This window comes from Ruegeria sp. CF1, assembly GCF_056537445.1.
The window spans coordinates 75,282-91,790 of record NZ_JBQFRN010000013.1 but is presented as its reverse complement, the minus strand read 5'-3'; the positions used below and the strand labels follow the sequence as shown (position 1 = coordinate 91,790).

The following is a 16,509-nucleotide window of genomic DNA, read 5'->3' as shown; positions in this document are numbered from 1 at the left end:
ATCCAGTGTGGTCGGGACGCTAGCGCTATCCAGCCTTGAACCTGCATCCTGCCAAGTATAGGGAAAACCCAAGCTCGCTTAGGGGAGGCATAGATGCAGGACGATCCAAAAACCCTCGTTTCTACCGAATGGCTTGCCGCACATCTCAAGGATCCGGATCTAAGGATTCTGGATGGGTCGTGGTACCTGCCGCAGCAAGCGCGAGACGCCAAGGCAGAGTATGACGCTGCCCACATCCCTGGTGCGCGGTTCTTTGATATTGATGAGATATCCGACCATCGTTCCGACTTGCCGCATATGGCACCTCCGGTCGAGAAGTTCATGTCGCGCCTGCGCGCGATGGGCGTTGGCGATGGCCATCAGGTCGTGGTCTATGACGGTGCGGGGCTGATGTCGGCGGCGCGGGTCTGGTGGTTGTTCCGTCTGATGGGACAGGACAATATTGCCGTTCTGGATGGTGGACTGCCAAAATGGCAGTCCGAAGGGCGCGAGATCGAAGACCTGCCCCCCATTATTCGCGACCGTCACATGACGGTGCGGGTTCAGAACCACCTTGTCCGCGATGTGACGCAAGTTTCATCAGCCGCGAAGCTTGCGGATCACGAGATCATCGATGCCCGCTCGGCGGCCCGTTTCGTCGGGACCGAAGCTGAACCGCGCGAGGGGTTGCGCTCGGGTCATATCCCAGGCTCGCGCAACGTGCCTTTTGGAATGCTGTTGAACAAGAATGGCACGATGAAGTCGCCCGAGGACTGCCGCGCGGTTTTCGAAGATGCCAGCGTCGACTTATCGAAACCCGCGATCACATCCTGTGGCTCTGGTGTGACTGCCGCAATTCTCAGCCTTGCCTTGGAACGCATGGGCAAGAAAGACCACGCGCTATATGACGGCTCCTGGGCTGAATGGGGTGCCTTCCCAACCCTGCCCGTCGCAACCGGAGAGAACTGATGTTCGAGAACCTTAAACCGCAGCCAGCAGACAAGATTCTGGCGTTGATGCAGATGTACCGCGACGACCCACGTGATCAGAAGATCGATCTGGGCGTTGGTGTCTACAAGAACGCCGAGGGGGTCACTCCGGTGATGCGCGCGGTGAAAGCAGCTGAAAAGCGTATTCTCGAAGAGCAGGAGAGCAAGGCTTATACCGGTCTGGCTGGTGATCCAGCCTTTGCGGACGCGATGATCGACTTGATCCTCGGAACTTCTGTCCCGCGTGGCAACATTGCAGCCGTAGCCACCCCCGGTGGTACCGGAGCCTGTCGTCAGGCGTTTGAGATGATCCGTATGGCCAACCCCACCGCGCGTGTTTTCGTGTCGAACCCCACATGGCCAAACCATTTGTCGATCCTGAACTATCTAGGGATCGAGACAGTCCAATACCGTTATTTCGACGGAGAATCGCGTGGCGTCGATTTCGACGGTATGATCGAGGACCTGAAAACTGCCAATGCAGGCGACGTGGTTCTTCTGCACGGCTGTTGCCACAACCCAACGGGTGCCAACTTAAATATGGTGCAATGGCAAGAGGTCGTGAACCTGATCAACACGCGTGGCCTCGTCGCAATGATCGACATCGCCTATCAGGGCTTTGGCGACGGTCTGGAAGAAGATGCGCAGGCAACCCGTCTGGTAGCATCGTCAGTGAAGCGCTGCCTGATCGCGGCGTCTTGTTCGAAGAACTTCGGCGTCTACCGTGAACGCACCGGCCTGCTGATGGCGATCAGTGACGATCCGGCACAGACTGCACTGAACCAGTCTACGCTGGCATTTCTGAACCGCCAGAACTACTCATTCCCGCCTGATCACGGCGCGCGGGTGGTGACGACGATCCTGAATGACGATGCTCTGCGGGCAGATTGGGCGACCGAATTGGAAGATGTCCGCCTTTCCATGCTGGGCCTGCGTCAGCAACTGGCTGATGAGTTGCAGAGCCTTAGTGGATCGGATCGATTTGGATTTATCGCCCAGCATCGCGGCATGTTTTCGCGACTGGGTGCCGCGCCAGAACTGGTTGAAAAGCTGCGTGCCGATCACGGCATTTACATGGTCGGTGACAGCCGCCTGAACATCGCTGGTTTGAACGCCAATACTGTGCCCATTCTGGCGCAGGCGATTGTAGATGTCGGCGTCTGAGCGATATCTTTGAATGAAGGAAAACCCGGGCGCGAACGCCCGGGTTTTTTTTGTTTTTACTTGGTTGGCTATTAGCCCTTGGAGAATTCCGGATACGCTTCCATACCCAGTTCAGCCATGTCGAGGCCGTTGATCTCGTCCTCTTCGCTAACACGGATACCTACGGTGGCCTTCAGGATCGACCATAGGATAAGAGCAGCACCAAAGGTGAAGACACCATAAGCAATGATCCCGGTCAGCTGAGTGATCAGGCTGGCTTCGCCATAGAAGATCACGGCGATGGTGCCCCAGATGCCAGCGAACAGGTGGACCGGGATGGCGCCGACTACGTCGTCGATCTTGAACTTGTCCAGCATCGGAACCGCGAAGACCACGATGATACCGCCCACAGCACCGATCCACAGAGCGCCGAACAGGGTTGGGGCCAGCGGCTCAGCAGTGATCGACACCAATCCCGCCAGCGCGCCGTTCAGCACCATGGTCAGGTCGGGCTTTTTGTACAGCAGCTGTGTCATGATAAGGGCGGCAACGGCACCGGATGCAGCAGCCATGTTGGTGTTGGCAAAGATGCGCGATACGTCCGAGACATCTCCTACAGTGCCCATCGCCAGCTGCGAACCACCGTTGAAGCCGAACCAACCCAGCCACAGGATAAAGGTACCCAGAGTGGCCAGAGCCAGGTTTGAACCAGGCATCGGGTGCACTTTACCGTCCTTGTACTTACCGATGCGCGGCCCAAGGATGAGGGCACCTGCCAGAGCCGCCCAGCCACCGACCGAGTGCACGATGGTCGAACCAGCGAAGTCCGAGAAGCCTGCTTCGGACAGCCAACCACCACCCCACTGCCACGAGCCCGAGATCGGGTACATGATGCCGGTTAGGACAACAACGAAGGCAAGGAAGGGCCACAATTTGATCCGTTCAGCCACCGCACCGGACACGATCGAGGCGGTCGCTGCGACAAAGACCAGTTGGAAGAAGAAATCCGAACCGATTGAGGCGTAGTCAAGCGCCGCAGCATCTGCACCGACACCCACTGGGTCAAGCACGGTAGTCGAGAAGAACGGGCCCAGCCAGCCAGAAATGGTCCAACCATCACCGGGGTACATCAGGTTGAAGCCGATCAGCCAGTACATGATCGCGGCGATTGAAAACAGCGCGATGTTTTTGGTCATCTGCATCGCGACGTTCTTTGAGCGCACCAGCCCGCCTTCGAGCATGGCAAAGCCTGCAGCCATGAAGAACACCAGGAAACCGCCCATCAGGAACAGCAGCGTGGTGAATATATATTGGGTGTGTTGCGCGGGCTCTCCGGTAGCGGCCTCTTGCGCAAGACCCATCTGCGGCAGTGCGACGATCGCAGCGGCAGGGATGAGAGATTTCATCAGGTTCATTGTTAGTCCTCGAGTGATTGTGAGTAAGCGCGCTTAAAGCGCCTCTTCGTTGGTTTCCCCGGTCCGCACGCGCAGGGCTTGCTCGACATCGAGGACGAAAATCTTGCCGTCACCGATCTTGCCGGTCTTGGCGGTTGTGGTGATGGTTTCGACGATCTGGTCGGCCATGGTGGCGGGCACCACGATCTCAAGCTTGATCTTGGGAACGAAATTCACGGCGTATTCGGCACCGCGATAAATCTCGGTGTGACCCGATTGCGAGCCAAACCCTTTGATCTCAGTCACCATCATGCCGCGCACGCCTGCATTGGTCAGTGCTTCGCGCACCTCCTCAAGCTTGAACGGTTTGATTGTCGCAATGATCAGTTTCACGTCTTTCCCCTCTACTACTCCGGGCGGCCCGGCATTTTGCACCTGCAGAAAAATGCGCGACAGAGGTTCAGATGGAACGTTTTCGGAGGGTAAATGAGGGTAAAAAATCAGCAATTATGCACAATTTTTGCACAAAACACGCTACTTGGTGAAAATATAGGCAAACTTGTGAGGGGAAATACGGGTATTTCACACCTCTACATGGCCGTTCCGGCGGGGTATGGTGCCCCAAAAGCATAACCGGGCAGAGTTTGAGCATGACTGAGTCCAACCGTCGCAAATCGCGCCTTGTCGCGGATAAAAGGTACCCGACCAAAGGCCGAAAGCCTGCGGCGACCAAGCGGGCTGCAAAACCCGCTGGTAAGAAGTCGACGGCCCGAAAAGCCGCTCCGCGCAAAACGGCGCGGAAGAAAACGCGGCGCAGTTCTGGTGGGAAGGGCGGTGGCATTTTCCGCCGGCTGTTCCGCTGGCTCTGGCGCATAATTTGGGGGATCACTTGGAGGGTCGGCGCAGTGGCGGGGTTGCTGTTGGCGCTGGCGGTGGGTGTTGTTTACACCTCATTGCCGGATGTCGATGCCCTGCTTGATGGGCGGGCACGTGGTTCGGTGACCTTACTGGATCGCGACGGCAAGGTCTTTGCCTGGCGCGGCGATCAGTTTGGCGGCGTGATTACGGCGGATACAGTTTCGCCGCATCTCAAGAACGCCGTGATTGCAACCGAGGATAAACGGTTCTACCGCCATTTCGGCGTCAGCCCGCGCGGTGTCGCCAGCGCGGTACGCATCAACCTGAGCGAAGGACGTGGACCGCTGTCTGGTCACGGTGGTTCAACGATCACCCAGCAAACCGCGAAACTTCTATGCCTGGGTGTGCCTTATGAGCCCAGCGAATGGGAGTCTGAGGCTGCATATGAAGCCGATTGCCGTCAGGGTTCGCTATGGCGCAAGGCGAAAGAGGCAGTTTATGCCATTGCGATGGAGGTCAAATACTCCAAGGATGAAATTCTGACGATCTATCTGAACCGCGCCTTCCTCGGTGCGGGAGCCCGCGGCTTCGAGGCCGCCAGCCAGCGGTATTTCGGTATTTCAGCAGCCGAAGTGTCTCCGGCCGAGGCGGCAATGCTGGCAGGTCTATTGGTGGCCCCGACACGCTATGCGCCAACGAACAACCTGCAACGTTCACAAGATCGGGCACGTTTGGTGGTTGGGCTAATGGAGACTCAGGGCTATCTGAGCAGCGCGCAGGCCAGCGAGGCCCGCAGCCGTCCGGCGCAGTTGTCCGAGGCCGCTGCCGCGCGTGCTGGTGGTTACTTTGCCGATTGGGTCATGGCCAGCGGGCCAGAGTTTTTCACACGTAACACAACCGAGGACGTGGTGATCCGAACCACACTGGATCAGCGCATTCAAACGTCGGCGGAAGAGGCGCTTAAATTCATCTTCCAGGAGAAAGTGCGCGAAGGGTCCAAAGCGCAGGCCGCTATTGTGGTGATGTCAGCGGATGGCGCGGTTCGAGGTATGGTCGGTGGGCGCAAGACCCGTGTTTCGGGGGCGTTCAACCGGGCTACGCAGGCTCTGCGTCAAACGGGTTCGTCGTTCAAACCGTTTGTCTATGCGACGGCCTTGGAGTTGGGATATTCACCGCTGGACACGGTGATGGATGAACCAACGTGCTGGAACATCGCAGGTTCAGGACAGTGGTGTCCGAAGAACTACACCAATAAGTTCTATGGCCGGGTGACATTAGCAGATGCGTTGAAGAATTCGTTGAATATTCCCGCAGTCAAAGTGGCGGATATCTCGGGGCTGGATAACGTGCGCACGGTTGCCAGTGGTTTCGGCCTTTCAAGTGATCTGGCCGAGGGACTCGCGCTGGCGCTCGGCGCATCGGAAAGCACGCTGATAGAGATGACGGGCGCTTACGCCGGTATCCTGAACGGCGGTTCAGCGGTGGAACCCTATGGTCTGACCGAGTTGAAGCTGCTTGGTGAGACCGATCCAGTTATGATCACGACAACCGGTATCGGTGAACGCGTCATCAACGACAAGGCCGCCAAACAACTGACCTGGATGATGGAGCGTGTGGTCTCTGAAGGTACGGGTGGGCGCGCGAAGCTGCCGGGCTGGCAGGTGGCGGGCAAGACCGGCACGACCCAGGCCGCGCGGGATGCCTGGTTTATCGGATTTACCGCGGACTACGTTACGGGCGTTTGGATGGGGTATGATGATAATACGCCGTTGTCAGGTGTCACGGGTGGAGGCTTGCCGGCGGAGATATGGAAAGAGACCATGCTGCGCGTGACAGAAGGGATGACGCCCACGCCGTTGCCCATGCTGGCGCCGGACCCACCGGTCAGAACCGCGCAGCCGCAGCAACAGCGCCGTAAGAATCAAACTGGTTTGGACCGTGCGATCAACAACCTGCTGAACAACATCTTCGGAAACTGACCAACAAAAAAAGGCGGTGCGCTGAGCACCGCCTTTGATGTCTGAATGATCGTAAGATCAGACGCTTTCGTCTAGCGCTGCCAGAATTGCATCACCCATTTCGCTGGTTGAAACCGGCTCAACACCATCTTCGGCCAGCAGATCAGCCGTGCGAACGCCGTCGGCCAGAACCTTCTCGATCGCGGTTTCCAGACGATCCGCTTCGTCGCCCTGGTCAAAGCTGTAGCGCAGTGCCATGGCGAAGCTGAGGATACACGCAATTGGGTTGGCCTTGCCTTGACCTGTAATGTCCGGGGCCGAGCCATGAACGGGTTCATACATGGCCTTAGGGCGGCCATTCGCCATCGGTGCGCCCAGCGAGGCAGACGGCAGCATGCCCAAAGACCCGGTCAGCATCGCTGCGCAATCGGATAGTACATCGCCAAACAGGTTGTCGGTGACGATCACGTCAAACTGTTTGGGCGCGCGCACAAGCTGCATCGCGCCGTTGTCTGCATACATGTGTGACAGCTCGACCTCGGGGTATTCCTGACCGACACGTGTCACGACCTCGCGCCACAGGATGCCCGATTCCATCACATTGGCTTTTTCCATCGAGCACAGTTTCTTATTCCGGCGCATCGCCAACTCAAACGCGGAACGTGCGGCGCGTTCGATCTCGGATTCGGTGTAGCGCTGGGTGTTGATGCCCACGCGCTCATTGCCTTCTTCAAAGATGCCGCGCGGTTCACCGAAGTACACGCCAGATGTCAGCTCGCGCACAATCATGATGTCGAGGCCAGCGACCACATCCTTCTTCAGCGACGAGAAATCCGCCAGCGCGTCGAAGCACTGAGCTGGGCGCAGGTTGGAATACAGGTCCATTTCCTTGCGCAAACGCAGCAGTCCGCGTTCGGGTTTCAGGCTGAAATCCAGATCGTCATACTTAGGGCCGCCAACAGCCCCCAGCAGCACAGCGTCGACCTCTTGTGCCTTGGCCATGGTCTCATCCGATAGGGGCTTCCCGTGCGCATCATAGGCAGCGCCGCCGACCAGATCCTCGCTCACGTCAAATTGAAGACCGCGATTGGCGCCGAACCAATCGATGATTTTGCGCACTTCGGCCATAACTTCCGGGCCAATTCCGTCTCCGGGCAGGATGAGGAGCGAGGGGTTGGACATCGACAGTCTCCTTGCGTTTTGTCGCACAGGCCCTAGCGTTTGCGGCGCATCGGGTCAATGAGACGAACCCATCAAATCACGAGGAAACCACATGCTGACACCCGGAAATCCGGCCCCATCGCTAAAAATCGAAACAGTAAGCCATGGCACCTTTGATCTTGAGCGCGACACTGGCGAAAACGGAACGCTGGTGATTCAGTATCGCGGCCTGCATTGCCCGATCTGCGTTCGCCAAATGGGTGAGGTCGAGGCTGCGCTGGATGAATTCGCCGAGCTGGGGATTGCGGTGATCATGATCACCACGGATACCGACGAACGTGCGGCCGAGACGGTTGAGAAGGCCGGAGTGTCGAAGCTGCGCGTAGGATACGGCCTGTCCATGGCCGACGCGCGGGATGTCTGGGGCCTGAACATCTCGGTGGCTCGTGAAGGTAGTGCCGAGCCAGCGTTGTTCGCTGAGCCGGGACATTTCTATATCAAACCTGATCAGACCCTCTATTACGTCTGGCAGCAGACAACGCCCTTTGCGCGACCGCCGATGTCGGACATCGTCGGCGGTTTGAAATTCACCTTGGCTAATAACTATCCTGCGCGCGGCACCTATACCGGCGCGCTGTAGGCGGTTTTAAAGCCGGGCCTTCAACCCGTCGGCCAGCAAATCCCAGACTCTGCGAATGCGCGGGGTCTGTCGCATCGCCTGAGGGGCAGCCAGCCAGACCGGCAGCACCGGTATCTCGACATCAATATCTAGCACTTCGACCAGAGGATCGGACTGCGCGATGCTGAGTTGGCTGAAGCCCACCCCACACCCTGCGCGGATCAATTCCCAATAGGCGGTCTGGTTGTCGCATCGCGTGGCAAAGCTGCCCCGGCTGGCAGGCCAGCCCTTGTTCCGCATAGCGGTGATAATGTCTTCATTGGTGTCAAATCCCACAAGGTCGTGCTGCATCAACTCTGTCGGCGTTGTTGGTCGCCCTGCACGATCCAGATAGCTTTGGGCGGCGCAGAAACATAACGGAACCTCACCGATATGCTTTGCCACGATGTCAACCTGTTCGGGCCGATACATGCGCACGGCAATATCGGCCTCGCGGAACAGCAAGTTTTCGCTGGCATCCGAGGCGACCAGATCAAGCTGAATCGCCGGTTCTGCCTCACGGATTGCGGCAAGTATCGGCGGCAACAGGTGATGCGATACAAATACCGAAGCGGTGATCCTGACCGACCCTTCCAGCTGTTGCGCCTGACCCGCTGCCGTCAGCCCCAGGGCATTGACTGCGCTGTACATCTGCTGCGCCATTGGCAGCACTTGCTGCCCCACCTCGCTGAGCGTCAGTCCACGCGCGTGACGATCAAACAGCGAGACCCCCAATTCTTCTTCCAGCGCATGCACCTGACGTCCAAGCGTCGGCTGGCTGCGACCCAGTTGCTTTGCGGCTGCGGATAGTGAGCCGGTTTCGGCAACCGCCAGAAAGCTTTGAACTAAGGACCAGTCGGATAGTTGGAGTGTTTTAGCCATTCAAAAACGAATACATAATCTGCGATTTTTCGCAATTTCCAAAACATCGTGAATGAATAGATTGATCCGGAACGGAGGGATCAATGCCACAAACGGTACTTATTCTCGGGGCCACCGGTCGATTTGGACGCAACGCTGCAAGAGCCTTTTCGGATGCGGGATGGATTGTGCAAAAGTTTGATCGACGCAGGGAGGAATTGCGCACGGCGGTACGTGGAGTAGACGTCATCGTGAACGCCTGGAACCCGCTTTACCCCGACTGGGCGGAGCAGGTGCCAGAGTTGCATCGTCAGGTAATCGCCGCTGCATCAGAGCGTGACTTGACGGTCATTGTCCCGGGGAACGTTTATGTTTTCGGTGCGGATACGCCCGGCCCCTGGTCGACCAGGACACCGCATCTTGCGCGAAATCCGTTGGGACGCATTCGGATCGAGATGGAAGAGGCTTATCGTGCCTCGTCGGTTCGGACCATCATGTTGCGGGCAGGTGATTTCATAGACACCACGGCCTCTGGCAATTGGTTCGATCAGATTCTCATCAAACACTTGCGGCGCGGGCGCTTTGTGTATCCCGGCAATCCGGATATCGAGCATGCTTGGGCCTATCTGCCCGATTTAACTCGCGCTGCTGTGGAGTTGGCAGAAATGCGCAGCCTGCTACCGCGTTTCTGCGATGTCCCCTATGCTGGATACACCTTGACCGGCAATGAAATGGCATTGGCGCTTTCGCAGGTTGCGGGGCGTGAACTCACCCTTAAACAGATGGCATGGTGGCCTTTGCATCTGGCCCGCCCGTTCTGGCGTATGGCGCCTCATTTGCTTGAGATGAGGTATCTATGGAATACTTCTCACCGGCTGGACGCACGCCTCTTTGATGCTCTGCTCCCGGAATTTGCGCAGACCGACCTAAATGACGCGTTGAGGAACGCCGTGTCTGAACCTGTGCAATATGAATCCCGCCAGCGATTCGGCACAGTCATACGGTCATGATCGAAGCCTATTCGTCGAATAGATCGACCCAGACAAGCCGGTGACGGCTTGCGGCGACGGCCGCGTCACGGGATGTGGGTTCCGGCCAGTAAATGCCCGCATCGTGCACACGCCAATCCGCCGAAGGTAGGACATAATCCACTCTCATCTCGCCAACGCCCTTCCACAAAACTGTTGAAGTTGACCCCGCAGGGTCAACAGGCATCGGATCCTGCAGTTGCGGATTGGCCAGAAGATCACGGATTGCCGATTTGCGACCCTCGCCTTTGTAAGGATCCTGGTTCGCATCACCTGCGATGACAAAACGCCCCGTAGGTTTCTCACCCAGATCACCGTTCAGCAAAAGCGACCAGAGCCGAATTTCATCCCTGTTGCGCAGTCCGTTCCGATCTTCAGGTCCATCAAAGACAGGCGGGCTGGCGTGAAACGTCATCAGGTTTAGGCGACCACCCGGGGTGTCGACCGGAACGACCCAATGCGATGTAGAAGACAGCCGCTGAACAGCCTGCGCTTGTGGTGATGGGAAGGGCTCTCCATCCTTGGCTGGCAGCTGGGCATTCGGCAAGTCGCGCCACCGCATCTGGGTGAATGACCGCAATTGATCGGTAGCGATAGGATAGCGGGACAGCACTGCCAGCCCATTCTGGCCGGTGAACCGCCCCCAGCCTTGTGCATCGCCCGGACCGCCCGTCTCGCCGTCCCCATCCAGATCCAACGCGGTTTCGATCCCGGAATTGGGTTGCTCGGCGTAACTGTATCGATAATCCAAGCCGTTGCTTTTCAGCGCCTCGACCAGCGCAGCAAGGGCAAGCCCGTCTAAATCCCAATCGATGCCTTGCAGCGCGACGATATCGGGTCGGGTTGTCGTCAGCACCTCGATCACCGCAGCGACCTGAGGGTCGTTCCGCCGAATATCACGCAGCAACAGGCCGGGACCTTCGCGACTGAGTTCTGTATTGAAACTTGCGATGCGCAATGTCTCTGCCTGTGCCGTAAACGGCAACAGCAACAGAACCAGCAGTCGGATCATGCGATCTGAGTTGACTCGGAAGTTGAGTATGCGCGGCGCTTCTCAACGATCAGGCCGGCAATGCGCAGTGTCGCCATGCCTCGCATGATCATGCTGGCAGGCAGGAATGCCCATGCGCAAAGCGTCCAGATCAATGTCTGCGGATTGCTGAGCGCGATCGGCGTGATGAAAGCAGCCATCAGCTTGATCAGGGCGGGAATCAGGAAAGGCAGCAAAGCCCCAATTGCGATGTTGAGCCGCCCGTCACGCTGCAGACGGGTGACCACATCACCACCCTTGGTTGGGTCAAACAGCGGTAGATTGGTCCAGACGTTGAACGCGCCGTTGCCTGTTGGCCATCCCCGAAGCTTCACTGCATAGGCAAAGCTGGCGATGGTAACCAAGGCCGCGACATAAGCGACGCTGGCGGAGATACGCACCAAATCTACAAGGGGCTGGCTGGCATCGGCGGGCAGCATCAGAACCACAAGACGAACGGGGGAGTAGGGGAAATCCACCACATTCGCGACCATCAGGCCAACTGAATAAAACAGGCCAGTAAGTTCCGAGGGGGCATAGGCGTTTTTGCAGATTAGCGTCAGGAAGGTAACCATCGACATCAAACCGACAAAGCGCAGCCTGTTCACAGGTGGTGCGTCACGAAATTCGATAAAGCTTGGAAAGGCCGAGTTGTATTCCGAGAAAGTCAGGATAAACGCAAGGATCGCCAGAAAGACGACAATCTCAGTCCCATTCGACGTCGATGTAGGCAGGTACAACGCAGGGGTAAGCACCATAAGTGCTACCAATAATCCACGTATCGCCGCCCCCGTTGTGCGTGCAATCACAATCCGAACCCTTTTCCAAACCGGCGTAGTCGATTCTGTGCCGACTTATCGTCCAACTTGTGCTCACCGCTCGTTCGTTGGCGGCTACCTCATGGGTGCCAACTTTGCCGATAAGCGGTATTTCGCTCAAGCCAATGAGCAAATAACACGCAATTTCGGGCAAAATGATGGCGCAACTGGTGCGGGATTGCATCAATTTCGACGCAAATCCGACGTGTATCTCAAATTGATACCTATATGTTGTGGTGCACTGGGTTTTTGCCCCAAGAATGCGAACAGGGCCGCGCTTGCGACCCTGTTAGGTTGAGTATCAACAGATTCGTCCCCAGAATCATACCCAGGGGCGGGCCTGACTCGCATGATCTTCGAACTTGTCGATGTGATGGTCTTTTTCCATCGTCAGGCCAATATCGTCCAGACCGTTCAGCAGGCAGTGCTTGCGGTGTGGGTCAATGTCGAACTCGATGACCATGCCATCCGAAGTGGTAATCTGCTGATCTTCCAGATGCACCGTCATGCGGGCGTTTTCACCCTTGTGCGCGTCATCCATAAGAATCGCGTGATGCTCTTCTTCGACTACGATGGGCAGGATGCCGTTCTTGAAGCAGTTGTTGAAAAAGATGTCGGCGAAGCTGGTCGAGATCACCACCTTGATACCGAAATCCTTGATCGCCCATGGCGCATGTTCCCGCGACGAGCCGCAACCGAAATTGTCGCCGGCCACCAGAATCTCGGTGTTGCGATAAGCGGGTTTGTTCAGAACGAAATCTTCGTTCTCGCCACCATGATCGTGATAGCGCATCTCATCAAACAGCACGACACCCAGGCCAGAGCGTTTGATGGTTTTCAGGTGCACTTTGGGAATGATCATATCGGTGTCGATATTGATCAGTGGCATTGGGGCGGCCACCCCGTGGACTTTTTCGAACTTTTCCATTTCTACACTCCTGCGGGGTAGGGCCGCGCCCGTGCTCCGCGTTTAAGCTTCTTTCGCTTCTGTTGTTTCGTCCTTGGGTGCGTTCTTGACGAAGAACGCCATGAAGACCAATCCGAACCCGTTGAACAGCATCTCAATGCCCAGGAAGATCCCCAGTATACTCAGCAGAGCAGCCGGTTCCTTGCCCACATAGGTCCAGATGATGCCGGCGAGGATGATCGACAAGATGCCCGAGATCATCGTGGGCCAGAAAAACTGCGTTCCTTTCATCTGGAACGACAGAATGACCCGTGCGATGCCGCCTGCCATGAACAGGATGAGCATCACAGTTGCCAGCGTCAGCGTGCCCTGCAGCGGGTGATCCAGAAAGGACCAGCCCAGAAACAGCATGACCGCACCCATGATGAGTGACAGGATCTTGTTGCCAGTGCCTTCAACCGTGAAGCCACCAACGATCTGCATTCCGCCCGCAATCAATAGCAACACGCCAGTTACTACTGTTACGGCAACGGACGCCACGACCGGTGCGCCCAATACGAACACCCCGAATGCTATGGACAAAAGTCCAAGCAGTAGCCATTTGACCCAATCACTCATGTTAGTCTCTCCATCAAATATCTAGATATGAGAGACTCTTACATCAATTCACGGACGTCTGTCAGCCGTCCTGTGATTGCCGCAGCGGCAGCCATTGCGGGGCTCAGCAGATGGGTACGCCCACCGCGACCCTGACGGCCTTCGAAGTTTCGGTTCGAAGTCGCGGCACAGCGCTCGCCCGGTTGCAGCTGGTCGGGGTTCATCGCCAGACACATTGAACAGCCCGCAAGACGCCACTCGAAACCGGCATCTTTGAAGATCTCGGCCAAACCTTCTTCTTCGGCCTGTGCACGCACCAAGCCCGAGCCTGGTACGACCATGGCGCGCATGCCGTCCTTGATCTTCTTGCCCTTCAGGATTTCCGCCGCAGCGCGCAGGTCTTCGATCCGACCGTTGGTGCAAGAACCGATGAAAACAGTGTCGATTTCAACATCGCTCAGCTTTTGACCGGCTTCCAAGCCCATATACTCGATCGAACGGCGGGCCGCGTCGACTTTACCGCCTTCGAAATCTTCGGGATGCGGTACGGATGCGGTGATCGGCAGCACATCTTCGGGACTGGTGCCCCAAGTGACGACCGGCGCGATATCTTCACCACGCAGCGTGATGACTTTATCGAAATGCGCATCTTCGTCGGTGTAAAGCGTCTTCCACCAGTCCATCGCGGCTTCCCACTGCGCGCCTTTGGGGGCATGCGGGCGGCCTTTGACATATTCAAAGGTGGTCTCATCCGGCGCGATCAGGCCAGCGCGGGCACCGCCTTCGATGGCCATGTTACAGACGGTCATGCGCCCTTCCATCGAAAGATCGCGGATCGCTTCGCCGCAATACTCGATGACATAACCTGTACCGCCAGCAGTACCGGTCTCGCCGATCACAGCCAGAGTGATATCTTTGGCGGTCACACCCGGCTGCAGTTTGCCGGTGATTTCGACCTTCATATTCTTGGACTTCTTCTGGATCAGAGTCTGGGTGGCCAGAACGTGTTCAACCTCGGATGTGCCGATGCCGTGCGCCAGAGCGCCGAATGCACCATGAGTCGCCGTGTGGCTGTCGCCGCAAACAACGGTCATGCCGGGCAGGGTCCAGCCCTGTTCGGGGCCGACGATATGCACAATGCCCTGACGGACGTCGTGCACAGGGTAATAGTGAATGCCGAAATCTTTGGCGTTCTTGTCCAGTGCCTCGACCTGAATGCGTGATTCCGGGTTTTCGATACCATTCACACGGTCCGGCGTGGTCGGAACGTTGTGATCCGGCACGGCGATGGTTTTTTCTGGCGCGCGCACCTTGCGGCCCGCCATGCGCAGGCCTTCGAATGCCTGTGGGCTGGTCACTTCGTGCACCAGATGGCGGTCGATATACAGCAGGCAGGTGCCATCATCGGCCTCGTGGGCGACATGGGCATCCCAGATCTTGTCATAGAGTGTTTTGGGGGACATCGGTCCTCTCCCGTATGTAATGAGAAATAGCTGGCGAGTTGGCTTAGGCCGCCGATAGGCGGGCCAAGACCGTGCGGGCAGCCCCAAAGAACCGTTCACGCAGACGCGCGCGATCTTCCAGATTCTGTTCTTGGGCCACATTGAGTCTCATACGCACCAGATATAACGGGCATTCGTGTCAATCAAGGTTCAATCCCAACCGTCTCACTGCGGGCTTGCATCATCCAGCATCGCTGTCCAAGCTGACCTGCAGGAGAGGTGAATGAACCAGGATTTACTACCGGAGACGCTCTCGGAGCTTTACGCCAACATGACGGCGGCGTTTTCCTCGCAAATTGAAGGTCTGGTCGAGTTGATCGTCACCCCAGGATGGCGGCAGTATCAACTCATCATCATCCTGTTTCTCTGGGCAATCTCATTCTTGCTGAAACTGCTGACGCAGGGCCGATGGGAAACCTGGGCGAGGGCCCGGGTGGGATGGCCGAAATGGCGTCTGCGGATATTGATCCAACTGATGCGCCGTCTGACGCTGGTGTATTTTGTGTTGCTGTCTGGTGGGCTTTATCTGGTGATGCAACAGGTCACATGGCCGTCGCGGAGCTATATACTTGGTGTCTTCGCAACGCTGGCTGTCGCATGGCTGGCCATCGCGTTGGTTTCGCGATTGGTGAGAAACCGAACGCTGCGACAAATATTTAAATGGTCTATGTGGGTCTATGCCACGTTGATTGCGTTGAACCTGACGGATGATGTAGCCGGGTTCCTTGATGGCGTCGCCATTTCTATCGGTGATCTTCATATCTCGGCGCTGGGCATCATCAAGGCTGTACTGCTGATCGGCGTCCTGCTGACTTTGGCGCGTGTCGGCACACGCGCGGCTGAGCGCGGCCTTACGAACAATCAAGACATAACACCATCGATGCAGGTTCTTCTGGCCAAGGGTATTCAGGTGCTGCTCTACGGGGCGGTGTTCATGGCGGCGATCCGCACCCTCGGGTTTGATCTGACTGGCATAGCGTTGCTGTCCGGGGCCATTGGCGTCGGGATCGGGTTTGGCCTACAAAAAGTGGTTTCGAACCTGATCTCAGGCATCATCATCCTGATGGACCGGTCGATCAAACCGGGCGACGTGATTTCACTCGGGGACACATTCGGTTGGATTAACGCGCTGGGCGCGCGCTATGTCTCGGTGGTTACGCGGGATGGTCGGGAATATCTGATTCCAAACGAAGATCTGATTACCAATCAGGTTGTAAACTGGTCGCATTCCGACCGTTTCGTGCGGTTGGATCTTGATTTCGGCACCAGCTACGACGACAACCCACACAAAGTCCGCGCGACTGCGATCCGTGCCGTCAAGACGGTCGGTCGAGTACTGAGTGGAGGCAAACATGAACCTGTCTGCCATATCACTGGTTTCGGTGACAGCAGCGTGGACTATGTGTTGCGCTTCTGGATCAGTGATCCGAACAAGGGTCTGACAAACATTCGGGGCAATGTCTTCCTGGCGCTGTGGGATGCGTTCAAGGTCGAAGACATCTCGCTTCCGTTCCCGCAGCGTGAAATCCGCGTATTGGGCGGCCCGGAGGCCGACGCTGAGGTGCAACATCTCGCCAAAGAGTGACCGGATGTGCGGCACCGCGTCGGCCCTTTCATTGAAATGTT

Annotated in this window: 16 protein-coding genes; 6 read left to right on the top strand and 10 right to left on the bottom strand. The window is 57.2% G+C overall.

The window, feature by feature from the left end; all coding sequences use genetic code 11:
- The first annotated feature begins 93 nt into the window (after nt 1-93).
- Nucleotides 94-948 (top strand): 3-mercaptopyruvate sulfurtransferase, encoded by an 855-nt coding sequence (sseA, locus tag ACRZ96_RS18660; protein ID WP_480562686.1) that lies wholly within the window; start codon nt 94-96, stop codon nt 946-948.
- The gene (locus tag ACRZ96_RS18655) at nt 948-2,132 is read left to right on the top strand and encodes an amino acid aminotransferase (protein ID WP_480562687.1); all 1,185 of its coding nucleotides are present in this window, start codon (nt 948-950) and stop codon (nt 2,130-2,132) included. The genes sseA and ACRZ96_RS18655 overlap by 1 nt, the downstream gene beginning before the upstream one ends.
- A gap of 71 nt (nt 2,133-2,203) precedes the next feature.
- Here ACRZ96_RS18655 and ACRZ96_RS18650 read toward each other — a convergent pair whose 3' ends face one another.
- Nucleotides 2,204-3,526, bottom strand: a complete 1,323-nt coding sequence (locus ACRZ96_RS18650; protein ID WP_170395150.1) for an ammonium transporter — start codon at nt 3,524-3,526, stop codon at nt 2,204-2,206.
- 33 nt (nt 3,527-3,559) lie between these two features.
- Nucleotides 3,560-3,898 (bottom strand): P-II family nitrogen regulator, encoded by a 339-nt coding sequence (locus tag ACRZ96_RS18645; RefSeq protein WP_039541190.1) that lies wholly within the window; start codon nt 3,896-3,898, stop codon nt 3,560-3,562.
- A gap of 257 nt (nt 3,899-4,155) precedes the next feature.
- On the opposite strand from ACRZ96_RS18645, the gene ACRZ96_RS18640 reads away from it, so the two are divergent.
- Nucleotides 4,156-6,342: a transglycosylase domain-containing protein gene (locus tag ACRZ96_RS18640; protein WP_480707549.1), complete on the top strand. Its 2,187-nt coding sequence runs from the start codon at nt 4,156-4,158 to the stop codon at nt 6,340-6,342.
- 57 nt (nt 6,343-6,399) lie between these two features.
- Here the strand turns inward: ACRZ96_RS18640 and leuB are convergent, their stop codons facing one another.
- Entirely contained in the window at nt 6,400-7,503 is a 1,104-nt protein-coding gene (gene leuB / locus ACRZ96_RS18635; RefSeq protein ID WP_480753824.1) for a 3-isopropylmalate dehydrogenase, read from the bottom strand.
- A 91-nt stretch (nt 7,504-7,594) separates the two neighbouring features.
- Between leuB and ACRZ96_RS18630 the strand changes: the two genes are divergently transcribed.
- Nucleotides 7,595-8,122 carry a redoxin domain-containing protein gene (locus ACRZ96_RS18630; RefSeq protein WP_480772269.1) on the top strand — a complete coding sequence of 176 codons (528 nt, stop codon included), beginning with the start codon at nt 7,595-7,597 and terminating at the stop codon, nt 8,120-8,122.
- A gap of 6 nt (nt 8,123-8,128) precedes the next feature.
- On the opposite strand, the gene ACRZ96_RS18625 is transcribed toward ACRZ96_RS18630, so the two are convergent.
- Nucleotides 8,129-9,022, bottom strand: coding sequence for a LysR family transcriptional regulator (locus ACRZ96_RS18625; RefSeq protein WP_480772270.1), 894 nt, complete (start codon nt 9,020-9,022; stop codon nt 8,129-8,131).
- Nucleotides 9,023-9,105: 83 nt separating this feature from the next.
- On the opposite strand from ACRZ96_RS18625, the gene ACRZ96_RS18620 reads away from it, so the two are divergent.
- Nucleotides 9,106-10,011 (top strand): sugar nucleotide-binding protein, encoded by a 906-nt coding sequence (locus ACRZ96_RS18620; protein WP_480615143.1) that lies wholly within the window; start codon nt 9,106-9,108, stop codon nt 10,009-10,011.
- Between the two features lie 7 nt (nt 10,012-10,018).
- Here ACRZ96_RS18620 and ACRZ96_RS18615 read toward each other — a convergent pair whose 3' ends face one another.
- From ACRZ96_RS18615 to ACRZ96_RS18590, 6 genes are all read right to left on the bottom strand, one after another.
- A complete protein-coding gene (locus ACRZ96_RS18615) occupies nt 10,019-11,041 on the bottom strand; it encodes an endonuclease/exonuclease/phosphatase family protein (RefSeq protein WP_480772271.1) in 1,023 nt (340 codons plus the stop codon).
- A complete protein-coding gene (locus ACRZ96_RS18610; protein WP_170395166.1) occupies nt 11,038-11,868 on the bottom strand; it encodes a hypothetical protein in 831 nt (276 codons plus the stop codon). The genes ACRZ96_RS18615 and ACRZ96_RS18610 overlap by 4 nt, the downstream gene beginning before the upstream one ends.
- A gap of 331 nt (nt 11,869-12,199) precedes the next feature.
- Nucleotides 12,200-12,805, bottom strand: a complete 606-nt coding sequence (gene leuD / locus ACRZ96_RS18605) for a 3-isopropylmalate dehydratase small subunit (RefSeq protein ID WP_170395169.1) — start codon at nt 12,803-12,805, stop codon at nt 12,200-12,202.
- Between the two features lie 42 nt (nt 12,806-12,847).
- Nucleotides 12,848-13,402 (bottom strand): HdeD family acid-resistance protein, encoded by a 555-nt coding sequence (locus ACRZ96_RS18600; protein ID WP_170395171.1) that lies wholly within the window; start codon nt 13,400-13,402, stop codon nt 12,848-12,850.
- A gap of 38 nt (nt 13,403-13,440) precedes the next feature.
- On the bottom strand, nt 13,441-14,844 hold the full coding sequence (gene leuC, locus ACRZ96_RS18595) for a 3-isopropylmalate dehydratase large subunit (protein WP_170395174.1): 1,404 nt from the start codon (nt 14,842-14,844) through the stop codon (nt 13,441-13,443).
- Between the two features lie 43 nt (nt 14,845-14,887).
- The gene (locus ACRZ96_RS18590; RefSeq protein ID WP_260023663.1) at nt 14,888-14,983 is read right to left on the bottom strand and encodes an isopropylmalate isomerase; all 96 of its coding nucleotides are present in this window, start codon (nt 14,981-14,983) and stop codon (nt 14,888-14,890) included.
- A gap of 123 nt (nt 14,984-15,106) precedes the next feature.
- Here ACRZ96_RS18590 and ACRZ96_RS18585 point away from each other — a divergent pair, with 123 nt between their 5' ends.
- The gene (locus ACRZ96_RS18585; protein ID WP_480772272.1) at nt 15,107-16,468 is read left to right on the top strand and encodes a mechanosensitive ion channel family protein; all 1,362 of its coding nucleotides are present in this window, start codon (nt 15,107-15,109) and stop codon (nt 16,466-16,468) included.
- The last annotated feature ends 41 nt before the right edge of the window (nt 16,469-16,509 follow it).

Bases quoted from the DNA above. Each gene is read 5' to 3' on its own strand.
- sseA (WP_480562686.1), top strand. From the start codon at position 94: ATGCAGGACGATCCAAAAACCCTCGTTTCTACCGAATGGCTTGCCGCA.
- ACRZ96_RS18655 (WP_480562687.1), top strand. From the start codon at position 948: ATGTTCGAGAACCTTAAACCGCAGCCAGCAGACAAGATTCTGGCGTTG.
- ACRZ96_RS18650 (WP_170395150.1), bottom strand. From the start codon at position 3,526: ATGAACCTGATGAAATCTCTCATCCCTGCCGCTGCGATCGTCGCACTG.
- ACRZ96_RS18640 (WP_480707549.1), top strand. From the start codon at position 4,156: ATGACTGAGTCCAACCGTCGCAAATCGCGCCTTGTCGCGGATAAAAGG.
- leuB (WP_480753824.1), bottom strand. From the start codon at position 7,503: ATGTCCAACCCCTCGCTCCTCATCCTGCCCGGAGACGGAATTGGCCCG.
- ACRZ96_RS18630 (WP_480772269.1), top strand. From the start codon at position 7,595: ATGCTGACACCCGGAAATCCGGCCCCATCGCTAAAAATCGAAACAGTA.
- ACRZ96_RS18625 (WP_480772270.1), bottom strand. From the start codon at position 9,022: ATGGCTAAAACACTCCAACTATCCGACTGGTCCTTAGTTCAAAGCTTT.
- ACRZ96_RS18620 (WP_480615143.1), top strand. From the start codon at position 9,106: ATGCCACAAACGGTACTTATTCTCGGGGCCACCGGTCGATTTGGACGC.
- ACRZ96_RS18615 (WP_480772271.1), bottom strand. From the start codon at position 11,041: ATGATCCGACTGCTGGTTCTGTTGCTGTTGCCGTTTACGGCACAGGCA.
- leuD (WP_170395169.1), bottom strand. From the start codon at position 12,805: ATGGAAAAGTTCGAAAAAGTCCACGGGGTGGCCGCCCCAATGCCACTG.
- ACRZ96_RS18600 (WP_170395171.1), bottom strand. From the start codon at position 13,402: ATGAGTGATTGGGTCAAATGGCTACTGCTTGGACTTTTGTCCATAGCA.
- leuC (WP_170395174.1), bottom strand. From the start codon at position 14,844: ATGTCCCCCAAAACACTCTATGACAAGATCTGGGATGCCCATGTCGCC.
- ACRZ96_RS18585 (WP_480772272.1), top strand. From the start codon at position 15,107: ATGAACCAGGATTTACTACCGGAGACGCTCTCGGAGCTTTACGCCAAC.